10 protein-coding genes are annotated in these 14,949 nt (G+C 45.7%); 5 read left to right on the top strand and 5 right to left on the bottom strand.

Annotation, left to right across the window (positions count from 1 at the left end):
- Window positions 1-5: 5 nt before the first annotated feature.
- On the bottom strand, window positions 6-2,948 hold the full coding sequence (locus tag AELLOGFF_RS03720; protein WP_159267411.1) for a TonB-dependent receptor: 2,943 nt from the start codon (window positions 2,946-2,948) through the stop codon (window positions 6-8).
- A 1,031-nt stretch (window positions 2,949-3,979) separates the two neighbouring features.
- Between AELLOGFF_RS03720 and AELLOGFF_RS03715 the strand changes: the two genes are divergently transcribed.
- The 5 genes from AELLOGFF_RS03715 to AELLOGFF_RS03695 all read left to right on the top strand — a co-directional run bounded on the left by AELLOGFF_RS03715 (window position 3,980) and on the right by AELLOGFF_RS03695 (window position 9,455).
- Entirely contained in the window at window positions 3,980-6,226 is a 2,247-nt protein-coding gene (locus tag AELLOGFF_RS03715; protein WP_159267410.1) for a chondroitinase-B domain-containing protein, read from the top strand.
- Window positions 6,227-6,355: 129 nt separating this feature from the next.
- Window positions 6,356-7,120, top strand: coding sequence for an SDR family NAD(P)-dependent oxidoreductase (locus tag AELLOGFF_RS03710; protein ID WP_159267409.1), 765 nt, complete (start codon window positions 6,356-6,358; stop codon window positions 7,118-7,120).
- A 63-nt stretch (window positions 7,121-7,183) separates the two neighbouring features.
- Entirely contained in the window at window positions 7,184-7,618 is a 435-nt protein-coding gene (locus AELLOGFF_RS03705; protein WP_159267408.1) for an RbsD/FucU domain-containing protein, read from the top strand.
- A gap of 93 nt (window positions 7,619-7,711) precedes the next feature.
- A complete protein-coding gene (locus AELLOGFF_RS03700) occupies window positions 7,712-8,953 on the top strand; it encodes an Nramp family divalent metal transporter (protein ID WP_159267407.1) in 1,242 nt (413 codons plus the stop codon).
- Window positions 8,954-8,966: 13 nt separating this feature from the next.
- Complete coding sequence (locus AELLOGFF_RS03695) at window positions 8,967-9,455, top strand: gluconokinase (RefSeq protein WP_159267406.1); 489 nt, start codon at window positions 8,967-8,969, stop codon at window positions 9,453-9,455.
- A gap of 83 nt (window positions 9,456-9,538) precedes the next feature.
- Here AELLOGFF_RS03695 and AELLOGFF_RS03690 read toward each other — a convergent pair whose 3' ends face one another.
- Genes AELLOGFF_RS03690 through AELLOGFF_RS03675 form a run of 4 tightly spaced genes read right to left on the bottom strand, consistent with a single transcriptional unit; the run spans window position 9,539 to window position 14,920 of the window.
- Window positions 9,539-10,321 (bottom strand): enoyl-CoA hydratase/isomerase family protein, encoded by a 783-nt coding sequence (locus tag AELLOGFF_RS03690; RefSeq protein ID WP_159267405.1) that lies wholly within the window; start codon window positions 10,319-10,321, stop codon window positions 9,539-9,541.
- Between the two features lie 56 nt (window positions 10,322-10,377).
- The gene (locus AELLOGFF_RS03685) at window positions 10,378-11,514 is read right to left on the bottom strand and encodes a CaiB/BaiF CoA transferase family protein (protein WP_159267404.1); all 1,137 of its coding nucleotides are present in this window, start codon (window positions 11,512-11,514) and stop codon (window positions 10,378-10,380) included.
- A 31-nt stretch (window positions 11,515-11,545) separates the two neighbouring features.
- On the bottom strand, window positions 11,546-12,712 hold the full coding sequence (locus AELLOGFF_RS03680; RefSeq protein ID WP_200842694.1) for an acyl-CoA dehydrogenase family protein: 1,167 nt from the start codon (window positions 12,710-12,712) through the stop codon (window positions 11,546-11,548).
- Between the two features lie 60 nt (window positions 12,713-12,772).
- The gene (locus AELLOGFF_RS03675) at window positions 12,773-14,920 is read right to left on the bottom strand and encodes a 3-hydroxyacyl-CoA dehydrogenase NAD-binding domain-containing protein (RefSeq protein WP_159267402.1); all 2,148 of its coding nucleotides are present in this window, start codon (window positions 14,918-14,920) and stop codon (window positions 12,773-12,775) included.
- Window positions 14,921-14,949 lie beyond the last annotated feature (29 nt).

The raw sequence follows: 14,949 nt of genomic DNA, 5'->3' as shown, positions 1-14,949 counted from the left end.
ACGGCTTATAGCTTCGCGCTCACACCAAAGGTAAAGCGACGATCATTCTCCCGCACTTGCCACGCAGTTCCCGTCACACTACGGTTAATGGTTGGCTCTGCAGTCAGGTTTGTTACGTTAAATACCAGACCGATATTGTCATTAACATCCCAGTTTGCCGACAAGTCCAATTGTGCCAACTCATCGCGGTAAGAATTACCTGTAGTCGGATCATCAACACCGTCGTTATAGCCAACCTGAGTACCTACTCGCTCGGTACGCTTCTGGTAAATATCGTCTAAGAATTCATCACGATAAGTGTAAGCCAATCGCACACCGAATCCTGAATGCTCCCAATACAACTGAACGTTATAGGTGTTTTTGGAGATATCTTCTAATGCAACACCATCAGGGTCTTCGCTGTCTGAGTAAGTGTAGTTAGCATTCATACCCAAACCTGAGAAATAACCAGGAAGAAAATCAAAGGATTGCTGATACCCCAACTCTAAACCTTGCACCTTGCCACTTTCACCATTGCTTGGCAGGGTAGTAAGAACACCGTTGCGCCCTTCAGCAACAGCCGTATCAAACTCGGCTTGTGATGAGGCAAAGGTATACTCAGTGGAGTTAATAAAACGATTATCAAAATCCTTTATACAGATGTTGTCATAAATCGTTTGGTTCTGGGTTGCCATTGCCTCCGGCACATAATCACAACGACTAGTTTCTTTCAGGAACGAAGCTATGTCTTTGTAAAAGATTGCTGCCGACACCATATTACCCGTACCAAAATAATGCTCTATCGCAATATCATATTGGGTAGCGCGATACGGTTCTAAAGCAGGATTACCTTTGGTTGCGGTTATACGATCTGAGTTAAAGATATACGTGGGGCTCAACTCACTGTAGTCAGCACGACGCATTACCTTAGCGGCAGCAAAACGTACAATGGTGTCATCCATTAAGTCATAAGCAACATTAATACTTGGCAGGAAGTCATCGTATGACTGCTTCTCTACCACCAGCTCCAAACCATCTTGATCATACGCCGTAGAACTAATTTCCGTCTCTACATAGCGACCACCAACAATGACATGCCAGCGCGCAAAATCCAGATTAGTCTGTAGATAAAATGCTGTGGTCTCCTCACCAATCAAGGCATAAGAACCTTTTGACTCTACTAAATCATCCGACAGTGAGCCATCGGTACTAATATAGCCATCACTATTACCCGGCGTATTGTAGTTACTACCAGCCAATAATTGCTGAACCATCTTATAAGTTTGGTTGGCATTTTGTAGCCGCTGAGCGTCATACACGGTGAAATTTCTTAGGCCATTTGCGCCAGCAAAACCCGTGTGCTCAAAGGCATCACCACCTACCGACGGAGTGATAATAGCGCCGGGGAAAGCTGCAGCAATATCATCCATCCAAATAATATCTGGATCGCCGTTACTATCTAATAGATTCTTATAAATATCTTTTAAGCGCAGTTCAGACTGAGTCCGCTCATAATCATTTTCAGTATGTCGGATCCCCGTTTTAACGGCTGTTACCCACTCTAAACCGAACGGCTCTGCGTACTCAACATCAATCTTAAAGGCCGTTTCTTCGTTTTTAACCCGCTCGTCTATATAGCGAAATTCACGGAAGGCATAATTTTCTGTCTGAGCAAAAATATCGCCATTATCATAAACAACACTGGCTGGCTGATTTGCGTTATTGATGATTGTCGCATCCGAGTACAGCTCGTTAACCGCTGATGGGTCTAGCCCCTCAGCAACTCTATCCACCGCGCGCCAATTGAACTCAGCAGCGGGCTCAAAGGTATCCGATTCTGCCCAGGATATTTCACCAGACACTTTTAATTTATCGGTGAAATTCCACTCACCACCAAAGGCATTTGAAAACGCTTCTGTAGAACGGAATGAACTCCACGTTTTTGGAATAGCAACAACACCTTCCATACGATAATTATTCAGCGCACCATTAGCATCTTCATACGTATCTGCTGTTGCCACAGGCGTGCCCGACGCGTGAAGGATTGAATAAGCCTCTTGCCCACCGTCCCGCTCCGTGGCATTCATATCTAGATAGAAGCTACCCTTTTCTGACGCTGGCGCCCACTGTAAAGTCACGTTGTAAGCAGTCCGCTCACGATCTTCAATATAGGGCTCATACTTGTGCTCAGTGGGAATAATATAATCGCCACTTGGCGTGTTTTGCGCTGGTTGATCAAGATTACCAATTTGCGAGTGATCATAAACAAATAAACTGGTTTCAAAGGAATCTTGACGCAGACGGCGATCCTGATAAGAAAACATCACCATGGCACCAAAGGTACCGGCATCACCAAAGTCCCAAGAATCACCGGCGGCAACATTTAATTTTGGCGCCCAGTTATCGGCCTTGTCGGCATACTCCATGTCATATGTTGCCGCCAATACGGTATCTTTTAAGTCGAGTGGACGCGCCGTTTTCAAACTAATGGTGCCACCCAAGGCACCCTCAATCATCTCTGGCGTGGGTGATTTGACTACTTCAACAGCAGACAAAAAACCAGCGGGGAAATCTTCAAAATTTATACCATTACGACCATCACCCATTGTTGAGCGGCCGTTAACTTCAACGCGGTTATTTTTAAGCCCGCGAATGGAAACCTCTGAACCAACACCGAAATCACGGTTAATGGTCACACCGGTGATTCGCTGCAGTGCTTCGGCTATATTATTGTCTGGTAACTTACCAATATCTTCGGCAACAATCACATCAACCACGCGACCATCTGCGCGTTTTCGATCTGCGGCTTCTTCTAGACTGTAACGAATACCTTGAACAATAACTTCTTCTATCACTTGTTGATCTTGCGCCAAAACATTAGGCACAAATGCCAAAGTAGCAGCCGATACGGCCACTGCATTGATTGCACGTATAGCACTCGCCAAATGATGTCTTTTTTTATCTATCATTTACATGTCCCTCTATTTTTTTTATATAGGCTCAAGTTCAACTTATCGACTTGATTGCGGCGAGATTAAACCCATTTAAACCTGAAGTAAAACCAATTTAGCTGACCCAAATAACAATATTGATCAGATCAATTTAAATTTTTCTAATATTTACATAACCTTAGCCTAATAATAATCAAGAAAAATATTTTCATTAACATCAGCACAGCAAGTATTTAGCACCTCTAACCACATGCTTGAAACCCACACCCAGCTAAGCCACACACTAGCCACCAACCTTACAAACCCATTTACATTCAATAATTCATTTTCTCAGCAATTCTGTCGAATTGTAGATGCCATAGGACCCAAACCACCGTCAACTGCAATAAAAACCCTCCTCTTAACCAGTGACGCACAAAATATAAAACACAAAAAAATAGATATAAGTATTTGAATTTACGATATTTATACGGGAAACAAAACTAAACAAATTCGTTTATATAGCCCAAACTAACCATCAGATTATTTGGTTGACCATAGAATCTGACTTAAGTATAGTCGTTCAGCTTATAAATATTCATATAAATGGATGTCGCTATATATTCACAACGACATAGGATAAAAACTAAAGCAAAAGATATTTGACGGCAGCGTAAAACAGACCTCATCGTCTAAACTTGGTAATTACGCAATTAAAAGCGGAGCAATTCAGATCGCACCAACAAGCAAAGCCAGAAAATATTTTTAGGGATGCTCATCACCAAAACGCGCCCGACATAGTGACCAATAAGAATTCAAGTAACAAAAGAAAGCCTAATAGAAAACTTTAGCTAAAAATAAAGGATGGATGCGTTAGCTTGACCATAATTTAACTTTCAACAACGCATCACTCTAGATTAGAAATTTTTTAATTATTAGCTTTCGATATAACAATGTAGACGTGTTGAGTTTTTTTCAAATTAAGCTCGTTTTCATTTATTTTTACGAAACGTTAAAAAACTAATTTCAAATAACACTTAATAGTACCTAGCAGATCAGGAGTACTTAGCATGCCAAAGGTCGCGAGAATAACACTACACCAGCTTGTCATTTTACTGGCACTAATTTCTTTTTCACACTTAAGTAATGCCAAGCTTGTAAAAGACCTTCAGCAATACAATAAAGCTGTCGCTGTGGCAAAACCCGGAGACCAAATCGTTCTAGCAAACGGTATGTGGCACGACGTTGAACTTGTTTTTAAAGCCACGGGGAAAGCAAACAAGCCCATTGAGTTAACGGCACAAACACCCGGCAAAGTGATTATCACTGGCAAATCTAATCTCAGTATTTCAGGTGAGCACTTAATTGTCTCAGGCTTGGTATTTAAAGATGGCTACACACCTACAGGTGAAGTTATCTCATTTCGCACCGCTATTGATGAACTAGCGAACAACACCCGAGTAACTAATACTGTTATCGACAACTTTAGTCATCCAGAGCGCCACTTAGCCGATCTTTGGGTAGCGATTTACGGTAAAAACAATCGTTTTGATCACAACTCTCTTGTCAATAAGCGCAACCGCGGCGTAACACTTGCAGTGCGCCTAAACACAGAGGGCAGCGAAAAGAATAGTCACATCATTGAATACAACTACTTTGGACCAAGACAAATCCTTGGCGCAAATGGTGGAGAAACACTTCGCATTGGCACCAGTCATTTCTCAACCAAATACTCAAACACACTTGTTAGGCATAATTTCTTTGATCGCGTTAATGGCGAGCATGAAATCATTTCAAACAAATCCAGCGGCAATGTGTTTCGTGGTAACGTTATTTTTGAAAGCCAAGGCACATTAACCATGCGACATGGCCACCACACATTGGTTGAAGGTAACTATATTATTGGTAATCGCAAACCGAATACCGGCGGTATTCGTATTATTAATGAATACCAAACAGTAAAAAACAATTACCTATCTGGGCTAACCGGTCATCGTTTTCGCGGCGCTTTAGTTATCATGAATGGCGTTCCAAACTCCTCCCCTAACCGTTACAACCAAGCTATCGAAGCGGTTATGGAGAACAATATAGTTGTAAATAGTGACTATATTAACTTTGGCGCCGGCAGTGATGAAGAGCGCACCGCCACCCCCATTGACTCTTCATTTCGTAACAACCTGATTATGGGTAAAACCAATCTTGATGCCATTACCTTATATGATGATGTTTCTGGCATCGCCTTTAAAGGTAATATCATTAATAAAGAGTCAACCGTACCTACAGAAATTAAAACCGGCTTTGATAAAGTAAGCTATGAATTAACCAAGAATAATCATGGCTTATTGTCACCGACACAGTCTCTAGTAGACAAAACGGGTTTTGGTGAGATCAAGCTGCCTATCCGCAAAGAAGACACTGGCGCTAGCTTTTACCAAAAGAAGGAAATCGGCATCGCTTTCCAAAGCGGCAAAACCATTTCGGTTGAGCCTGGCACAGACACCCTTCTTAACGCCCTAGCAGCCAGCTCAGCGGGCGATACATTGCTACTTAAAAATGGCGGCGAATACTTGCTGACTAAGCTTGCCAATATAAACCACCCCATCACTATCATGGCAAAAAGTGGTCGCAAACCCATTATTCGCTCACAAAAACCCAGCTTTTTAGTGATTGAAAATGGCGGTGCATTAGAAGTCGAAAATTTGTGGTTTGATGGTGCTGAATCACCCGACTACAAGGGGAATAACATTATCAGAACCAGCGGCTACTCGATGAATATTAATTATTCATTATCTGTACGCCAGGTCAAAGTAACTAACCTTGATATCAATGGCTATTTTGATTTCTTTAAGGGAAATGCAGGTACCTTTGCCGACAGTATCGAAATCATTGATTCTGACATGAGCAATATTACCGGCTCCATCCTAATGCTCAATAAAGAGACCGATGACATTGGTGTATATAGCGTTGAGAACCTTACCCTATCAGGAAACACTTTCACCGACATCAAAGCTGAGATTGCCACTGTTTACCGAGGTGGCTTTGATGAAAGCACCTTTGGGCCAATGGTTGTCGTAACAGACAACACCCTAAACAACGTCGGCAAAGGCAGCACCCATAGATCAGGATCATCAATGTATTTCCACGGTGTTCAAGATTTACACATCGCCAACTCAACATGGATTAATAGCGCACCACTCGTATTACATCTGTCTAATGGTGAGCCCATCACAGTGATTAAGGACGTGGTTATGAAGGGCACAGAGAAAATACGTGCAAATAACAACGATTACCAAGCCTTAAATGTAAAGTACCAGTAGCGTGTAACTAATATTGATTTATCACAATTCGAGCTTGCAAGCAGATGCCTGCAAGCTTGTTGAATAACCGAATTATGTATCAAAAAAATCGACCGTTAAGGTTTTAACTTTATCGACTGGGGAAACAGGATGAATAGCAAATTAGCAGGGAAAAACGTACTCATTACTGCTGGCGCACAAGGTATTGGCGAAGCCATCACCAGACAGCTAATAGATAGCGGTGCAAACATTGCCATTCACTATTTCTCAAGTGCCGATACCGCCAATGAATTAGTCGCCTACGCTTCAAGCAAAGGGCAGCACGCTGTTGCTATCAGTGCTGATTTAACCAACGAGTCAGACGCAGGCGCCTTGGTAACGAAAACCGTTGATGCACTTGGCAGTTTGGACATACTCATTAACAACGCAGGATCTCTGGTAGCACGCCGATCGCTAAGCGATATGGATGCCGCCTTTTGGCATAAAGTCATGGATATCAACCTGACCTCCATGATGTTTGTCACCCAAGCGGCATCGCCCTACCTTGCTAAAAACGAAAACAGCAGCATTGTAAATTTAGCCTCTCTTGCTGGCCGCAAAGGAGGCCACGCTGGCTCTCTCGCGTATTCGGTTAGCAAGGGCGCCATACTCACATTTACACGCGCGCTTTCAGCAGAGCTCGGCGCTCAAGGTACACGCGTCAACGCCGTTGCTCCCGGCCTCATCCTTGGCACTTCATTTCACAATACCCACACCACTGATGAATCAGCTAACCAAACCATTGCCAATATCCCCATTCAGCGGGCAGGCAATGCCGACGATGTCGCCCGAGCGGTGGTTTATTTGGCATCTGAATACGATGGTTTTATCTCTGGTGCCACCTTAGATATCAATGGTGGTATCTACAATATGTAAATACATGGACACCTGAACAGTAGTGCGGGTGTTTCAATCTAGTCCTTTATAAAAGATAAAAACATGCTCACAACAGCAGTAATACACCCCACAATATTAGAAGTACTTGCTCGCTCCGGTCACTTTGCACAGCTAGTTATTGCCGATGGCAATTTGGCAGTGGGCGCATTAATGGGGCCAAATGCCACCGTAGTCCACCTCAACTTTAAACCCGGTTTATTAGATACATTAACTGTGCTCAAAGGTATTTTGGAAATATGCCCGATTCAGGGTGCAACGGTAATGGAAAAACCACAAGAAAACAGTGCAGAGATTCACCATAACTATAAAACACTGTTAGGTGATGTCAGCTGGACCGAAATGGCGCGCTGGGAATTCTACGACAAAATTCGCGAACCGGCCACCACATTAATTATTCAAACCGGTGAACAACGCCGTTTTGCCAACATCATTCTCACCGTTGGCGTTGTAAAAATGCTAGAAGAAAGTAATTACTAAATTTATGACAACTATTTTTATTGCGCTAATGCACGCCACATCAAGGTGTGAACGGTGCGTGTAATTTACTAAATATTAAAACTGGGGATTTCTGTGACAACAATAATTAAGGCACTACTGGGCTTTGGTCCCGCATTTTTGGCTATTGGCTACACCATTGGAACGGGAAGTGTTACCTCCATGATTGTAGCGGGCAGCACGTTTGGTATGCAGCTGCTATGGGTCTTACTCTTGAGCTGTTTATTTTCAGGCGTTCTTATTTATGCCTACGGTAATTTCGCCCTTGTAACCGGTGAAACAGCACTCTACAGCTTTAAGAAACACCTGCGTTTCGGTAAGCCCATGGCCATATTAATAATTATTGGCGTTACCTTCGGGCAGTGGAATTCACTCATCGGCATTTTAGGTATTTCAGCTAACATTTTATTTGAAATGATAGCCATGTATTTCCCTTCAGTGGTTCCCCATAAATACGAAGTTGTTCTGGCCATTGCCACGGTGGTCATAGCAACCATGTATGCGATATTGCTCATAGGAAAATATTCCTTATTTGAAAAAATTCTTGTTATTTTTGTGTCCTGCATGGGACTGTCTTTTATATTATCGCTGTTTGTTGTTCACCCTCTTCCCGTCGAGGTCGCCAAGGGCTTAATCCCCGTAATACCCGATGTAGCAGGTGGAAAAATGATGGTGGCCGCATTTGTTGGCACCACCATGGCAGCCGCTACTTTTCTCTCTAGACCTTTATTTATTCAGGGTAAGGGTTGGACGATAAAAGATAGCGGACAGCAAAAAAAAGATGCCATTGTTGCCGCCATCTTAGTTTTCATCATTAGTGGCTCAGTCATGGCCGTTGCCGCAGGCGCGCTATACCACGACGGAAAAAAAGTGACCGATGTTTTAGACATGGTAACCGCCTTAGAACCCATCGCCGGCAAAGGCGCGCTCACGGTATTTTTCTTCGGCACGCTCGCCGCAGGCCTGTCTTCTGTCTTTCCCTGTATGTTAATTGCCCCTTTGTTAATTGAAGACTATCGATCAGGCAAACTCGACACTCAATCTAAGCAATTTCGAATTATCACGGGTATAGCAGCGCTCTTTGCGCTCACCATACCGGTGCTCGGTTTTAACCCCGTTCAAGGACAAATACTCACCCAGGTCTTTAACGTCTTTGTCCTTCCTCTGGTCATTCTTGGCATTATCTTAACCATCAATAATAAGAAGTTAATGGGATTACACGCAGCAGGCTACCTCCTTAATTTAATACTGGGGCTTGCCTTATTATTTTCTATTATCATTTCGTTCAATGGCGTCCTTGCCCTTAGTGGCCAGTGAGCGGTTAACCACTATGATTATCATTGTTTGTGGAGTATCTGGCACCGGGAAATCAACGATAGCTAGCCTATTAGCTAAGACGTTACTACTTCCGTTTTACGATGCTGACGATTTTCACCCCAGCGCCAATATCCAAAAAATGCGCTGCGGTATAGCCCTTGACGACAATGATCGTCGGCCTTGGTTAGACTCACTTGCAAGTAAACTCGCACAATGGGAGGTTGATGGCGGCGCCGTTCTTGCCTGCTCCGCCTTGAAAGAAAGCTACCGCCAGAGATTGGCATCTCAATGCAGCAGCCAAGTAGAATGGATAATGCTAAGCGGTTCAATTGAGCTTTTAGAAAAGCGGCTGTCGTCACGCACAGATCATTTTTTTGATCTGCGTTTATTAGACTCTCAATTAAAGACCTTAGAGCTACCCAGCTACGGCTGGACTATAGATATAAGCCCACCACCAAACGAGATTGTTGCAGCCATCATAGAGGAGCTAAACGGAACATAGCCCTATTCCGTTTAGCCTAGCAAGAGCGATTTACCCGAAAATATGTTCTTAATTATTATCCACATTTTCTATCGCGATTAACGCTATGCGCCTATAAATGTAGGCTTAGTCTTTGCGAAAAAAGCACCAATGGCGGTAGCAGAATCTTGACTCGTTGAGCAAAGAACCTGCTTTTTAGATTCCATGTCCAGCGTTTCTTCAAAACTACTCGTGTGCACGCCACGCATAATTTGCTTGCCATATTTTTGTGCCAATGGCGAACCTTCAGCTAAGCGCTCTGCCCAAGCCTGGGTTTCTTCAGCAAGTTTATCGTCGGCGACAACTTTGTTCACCAAGCCATACTGCAAACATTCCTCAGCGGGAATTCTGGCCGCCTCTACAAACGCCTGATACGCTTTGCGATAGCCCATGGCATTGACTAAGTGATGAGCAATACCGCCATCGGGGACCAAAGCGATGCCTGCAAAGGCTAAATAAACAAACGCACCTTCACCCATAATGGCCAAATCACAACTCAGCGCGAATGCCGCGCCGATTCCTGCTGCGGCACCATGCACGGAAGCAATGTATGGTTTGCTGGAGTTAGCGATTGCCATCAGAACGGGTTTGTATTCTTCTTGGATTTGGTCATCAATGGTATCAAAGCCAGCCAAGCCCTCGGTAAGGTCGGTGCCGGATGAAAAGCCACGACCTTCGGCGCGAAGAACGACCACTCGAACGTCGTCAGCGCTTTCGGCGGTGTCGACGGCCTGCTTCAATTCAAGGCGCATCTGTTGGCTAATCGCATTCATCGCCTTTGGTCGATTTAGAGAAATCGTAGCGACGCGATTACTAACGGAATAAGTAATTGTTTCGTATGCGGTCATTTTATTACTACCTTGTTTAGTCTTACTGTCTGGATTTATGCGATACACAGTTTGGCTTAGGTAAACACACCAGCCTGTTCCAGTGACGCAATGGCATCGCTGTCAAAGCCCCAGTCGCTGAGCACGGCCTTAGTGTCTGCTCCCTCGGCGGAGGGTAGCGCAGGGATATCACTCTGACTGCGGCTGAAGCGCGGCGCAGGAGCCGGTTGCATCTGGCCATTAAGCTCAATATAGGTACCACGGGCTTTGTTGTGCGGGTGACTGGCTGCTTCCTTCAACGTGAGCAAACCGGCGACACAGGCGTCGCTGCCTTCGAATATCTCAGCCCACTCGTCGCGAGTTTTGGTTTTAAACGTGGCGGTCAGTGTCGATTTCAGCTCAGGCCACAACTCAACATTGTACTGCTCGGCAACAAAGCGCTCAGGCAGGCCCAGAGTGCTTATCATCTCGGCAAAGAACTGGGGCTCAAGTGGCGCAACAGACAAGTGTTTACCATCGGACGTTTCGTAAGACCCGTAGAAAGGCGTACCGCCGTCCAGCATATTGGTTTCGCGGGCGGGGTTGAACTGCCCCAATTTGTCCATGGTGTGGAACATGCTCATTAGATGAGCCGTACCATCAGTGATGGCCGCGTCCACGACCTGCCCCTGGCCCGAGGTTTTGGACTCCAGAAGTGCAGACAACATCCCAATAACTAAAAATAGACTTCCGGCAGCATAGTCGCCCACCAAGTTAAGTGGTGGCACTGGCTTGTCGGCTGTACCAATTGCCGCGGCAGCACCGCTTAAAGAAATATAGTTGTAGTCGTGGCCTGCAGCGTGCGCCAATGGGCCATGCTGTCCCCAGCCGGTCATCCGGCCATAGATGATTTTGGGGTTTCTCTCAAGACACACGTCGGGGCCAAAGCCAAGCTTTTCGGCAACGCCGGGGCGGTTACCCTCGTAGATACCATCGGCTTGCTCGACGAGTTTAAGCAACGTCTCCAAGCCCTCAGGCTTTCTCAGGTCAATAGCGATGCTTTTCTTGCCGCGAGAATTGACATCCATGACTGAAGGCGCCGCAATGGAGTTGGTTTTAGATGCTCGCTCCACCACGATAATTTCAGCACCCAAGTCGGCAAGTACCTGGCCCGCATAGGGGCCGGGGCCAATGCCTTTTATTTCAATTAGTTTTAAACCCGTTAATGGTCCCATTTTAATTCCCACTGTTTTTATTCAAGGTTTATTAGTCGAGGATGCTGGTGTATTTGTCAGAAAAAATATCCCGACCAATAATGAACTTCATGATTTCCGAACTACCCGCAAGTATTCGGTTTATACGCGCATCGGTAAACATGGAGCAGATAGGATATTCGGCCATGTAACCAGAACCACCGTGAAGCTGTACACCGAGGTCGAGCATACGCCATTCAATTTCAGTTGACTGAAGCTTGCCTTTAGCAGCCATATTGATCGTCAAACGACCTTCATTGTGCTCTGACACGCAATGGTCAACATAGGCTTGCATGATGTCAATTTCGGCATCCATCTCGGCCATTTTAAACTGGGTATTCTGCATATAGGCCAGTGGCTTGCCAAAGACTTTACGCTCCATAACAAACTCACGTGTCAAGTTGAAGGCACGACGAGCATTGGCTGTGGCGCCCACCATGGCAATGAGTCGCTCTTCTGCTAAACCTTGCATAAGGTAGAAGAAACCGTGACCAGTTTTACCTAAAATATTTTCTTTAGGGATTTTAACGTTGTTAAAAAACAGCTCGGCGGTGTCTTGGGCTTTCAGCCCCATTTTGTCGAGGTTGCGTCCGCGCTCAAAGCCTTCCATACCGCGCTCAACTACGCACAAGGTCATCGCATGAGGATTGTTTTCTGGGTCAGATTTGCCCGCCACAATCACTAAGTCAGCATTGATACCGTTCGAGATGTAGGTTTTTGAACCATTCAGAACAAAATAATCATCTTTTTCTAACAGTGTGGTACGCATACCGGCAAGGTCGCTGCCTGCATCAGGCTCGGTCATCGCAATGGCCAGCACTTTTTTACCTTCAACGCAGCCGGGCAGCCAACGCTGTTTTTGCTCATCATTGCCAAAGTGATCAATATAAGGACCGACCAAGCGGCTGTGTAGCGTGTTGAACCATTCACCGGTGCCTGCACGAGCACTTTCTTCTATAATAATTTGTTCATAGCGAAAATCGCGATCACCAAGGCCACCGTATTGCTCATCAGGCCAGATCATCAAAAAGCCTTGTGCACCCGCTTTCTCAAAAGCTTCACGATCTACAATGCCTTGTCCGCGCCATTTTTCAAGATTGGGGGCAATCTCTGCATCAATAAACTTGCGATAGGCATCGCGGAACATCAATTGTTCTTCTGTAAAATTACGCATTATTATCTCCAGAATATGAACCCGGCAGTGCCGGGTTCAATTAACAGTAGGTGTTATTGGATAGTGTTACTGGAAGGTGTCGCCGGCGGCAATTTTCTCACCAACAATCGCTGGGCAGGTGAAGCGCTCACCGTAGGCAGCAGCCAGCTCAGTACAACGTGCTTGGAATTTCTCAAGACCGTAGGTGTTTACAAACTGAAGGAAACCACCCGTCCAGATCGGTGCACCAATACCCATGATTGAGCCGATGTTGCCGTCCGCCACAGTACGCAGAACACCAGTCTCTAAGCATTTAAGCGCCTCGATGACTTGGCGGAATAAGAGACGATCTTTGATATCTTGATCGCTCATTTCTACTTCGGGCTTGTAGAACTTATCGACCAGGCCAGGCCAAATGGTTTTGCTGCCATCAGCGCCATATTCAAAGTAACCGCCACCGTGATGACGTCCGCCACGACCGTGCTCACCAATCATAAAGGCAATCATTTCTTCAAGGGCGTTTTGCTCACCGTACTTATTTTTCACACCCATATCAGCCCAAGTTTCCATCGCCTTGCGGCTTAACTCTAGGCTAGTTTCGTCGTGAACCGTTAGCGGACCAACCGGCATGCCAATCGCTTTACCGATGTTGTCTACCTTAACGGGATGAACGCCTTCGGTAACAACGCGAACACCTTCGTCAAAATAAGTGCCAAATGTGCGTGACGTGAAGAAACCTAACGAGTCGTTAACGACTATCGGGGTTTTTCTAATTTGCTTGGTGTAGTCATAGGCTTTTGCCAGTGCGATGTCACTGGTTTTCTCACCGCAGATAATTTCCACCAAGGGCATTTTGTCTACCGGCGAGAAAAAGTGAATGCCAATGAAGTTGTCTGGCTTGCTGGAACCTTCAGCCAACTGGGTGATCGGCAGGGTTGAGGTGTTAGAACCCCAGATACCGTCTTCTGATAAATACTTCTCGGTTGACGCCGTGATCTTGTTCTTGAGCTCAATGTTTTCGAACACGGCTTCAATGATCAGGTCACAACCCTGCAAGTCTTCGTCATTGGCTGTGGGTTTAATCAATGCCAAGACTTGGGCTTTCTTCTCTTCGGTCATGCGGCCGCGGCTAATGGCTTTATCCAGCAGCTTCTCTGAATAGGCCTTGCCCTTCTCCGCCGCTTCCACAGAGATATCTTTCAGGATAACTTCAATACCCGCCATGGCTGAGGAATAGGCAATACCTTGTCCCATCATGCCGGCGCCCAGTACACCCAGTTTCTTGGTTTCTTGGGGCGGAACGTCTTTAGGGCGTGACGCACCACCGTTGATTTTGTTCATTTGGAAGAAGAACGTGGTAATCATGTTCTTTGCTTCAGGCGTTGTTACCAAGTAAGCCAAGCCACGGCTTTCCACCCGCAACGCAGTATCAAAATCTAGACGTGCCGCTTCTACAGCGCAGTCCATGATTTTTTCTGGCGCAGGTAAGAGACCGCGAGTGGTTTTAGACAACATCGCCGGTGCAGCCATCAGTACCTGAGCCAGTTTCGGTGAGCTGGCACCGCCGCCGGGAATCTTGTGACCTTTTTGGTCCCAGGGCTGAACCGCTGCCGCTTCGTTATCTTTGTTTTCTAGGATCCACGCTTTGGCGCGTGGGACTAGCTCTTCCAACGATTCAACGGTTTCGTGGATCATGCCGGCTTTCAGGGCTTTCTCAGGGGTGACCTTTTTACCTTCTAACAAGTAAGGCAGGGCGTTTTGCAAGCCAAGCAGGTTAACCATACGCACAATACCGCCACCGCCAGGCAGTAGGCCGAGTCCAACTTCTGGCAAGCCGAGCTGTACTGATTTGTGGTTGTAAGCAATGCGGTAGTTGGTCGAGAGACAAATCTCAAAACCACCGCCCAGTGCTGCGCCATTAATGGCAGAGACAACAGGAACAGGCAGTTTTTCCAGTGCACGAAGGCCGGCTTTGGTCGCGCCTAGCTCTTCCATAAATTTAGCTTCGTCACCCGCTTGGGCAGACAACAGTTCTTTTAAGTCGCCACCGGCGAAGAAGACTTTTTTGGCCGAGGCCAATACCACACCTGTTAAACCGCTTTCTGCTTGCAGCTTGGCAACGGTTTCATCCATGGCTTGGCGGTATTCGGTGTTCATCGCATTGACCGGGCCGGTCATGTCCATGGTGACGGTAACAATGCCGTCGGCGTCTTTGTCGTAATGAAATACACTCATGGTTTTATTCCTACATTCTGTTATTCGTC

It is taken from the genome of Zhongshania aliphaticivorans, from assembly GCF_902705875.1.
GTDB lineage: Bacteria > Pseudomonadota > Gammaproteobacteria > Pseudomonadales > Spongiibacteraceae > Spongiibacter > Spongiibacter aliphaticivorans_A.
Note: the sequence above shows the minus strand (reverse complement) of the source record. Positions and strands in the feature narration are given on the sequence as shown.

What these genes read in the sequence shown, in the direction of transcription:
- AELLOGFF_RS03720 (WP_159267411.1), bottom strand. Translation starts at nt 2,948, where the DNA reads ATGATAGATAAAAAAAGACATCATTTGGCGAGTGCTATACGTGCAATC.
- AELLOGFF_RS03715 (WP_159267410.1), top strand. Translation starts at nt 3,980, where the DNA reads ATGCCAAAGGTCGCGAGAATAACACTACACCAGCTTGTCATTTTACTG.
- AELLOGFF_RS03710 (WP_159267409.1), top strand. Translation starts at nt 6,356, where the DNA reads ATGAATAGCAAATTAGCAGGGAAAAACGTACTCATTACTGCTGGCGCA.
- AELLOGFF_RS03705 (WP_159267408.1), top strand. Translation starts at nt 7,184, where the DNA reads ATGCTCACAACAGCAGTAATACACCCCACAATATTAGAAGTACTTGCT.
- AELLOGFF_RS03695 (WP_159267406.1), top strand. Translation starts at nt 8,967, where the DNA reads ATGATTATCATTGTTTGTGGAGTATCTGGCACCGGGAAATCAACGATA.
- AELLOGFF_RS03690 (WP_159267405.1), bottom strand. Translation starts at nt 10,321, where the DNA reads ATGACCGCATACGAAACAATTACTTATTCCGTTAGTAATCGCGTCGCT.
- AELLOGFF_RS03685 (WP_159267404.1), bottom strand. Translation starts at nt 11,514, where the DNA reads ATGGGACCATTAACGGGTTTAAAACTAATTGAAATAAAAGGCATTGGC.
- AELLOGFF_RS03675 (WP_159267402.1), bottom strand. Translation starts at nt 14,920, where the DNA reads ATGAGTGTATTTCATTACGACAAAGACGCCGACGGCATTGTTACCGTC.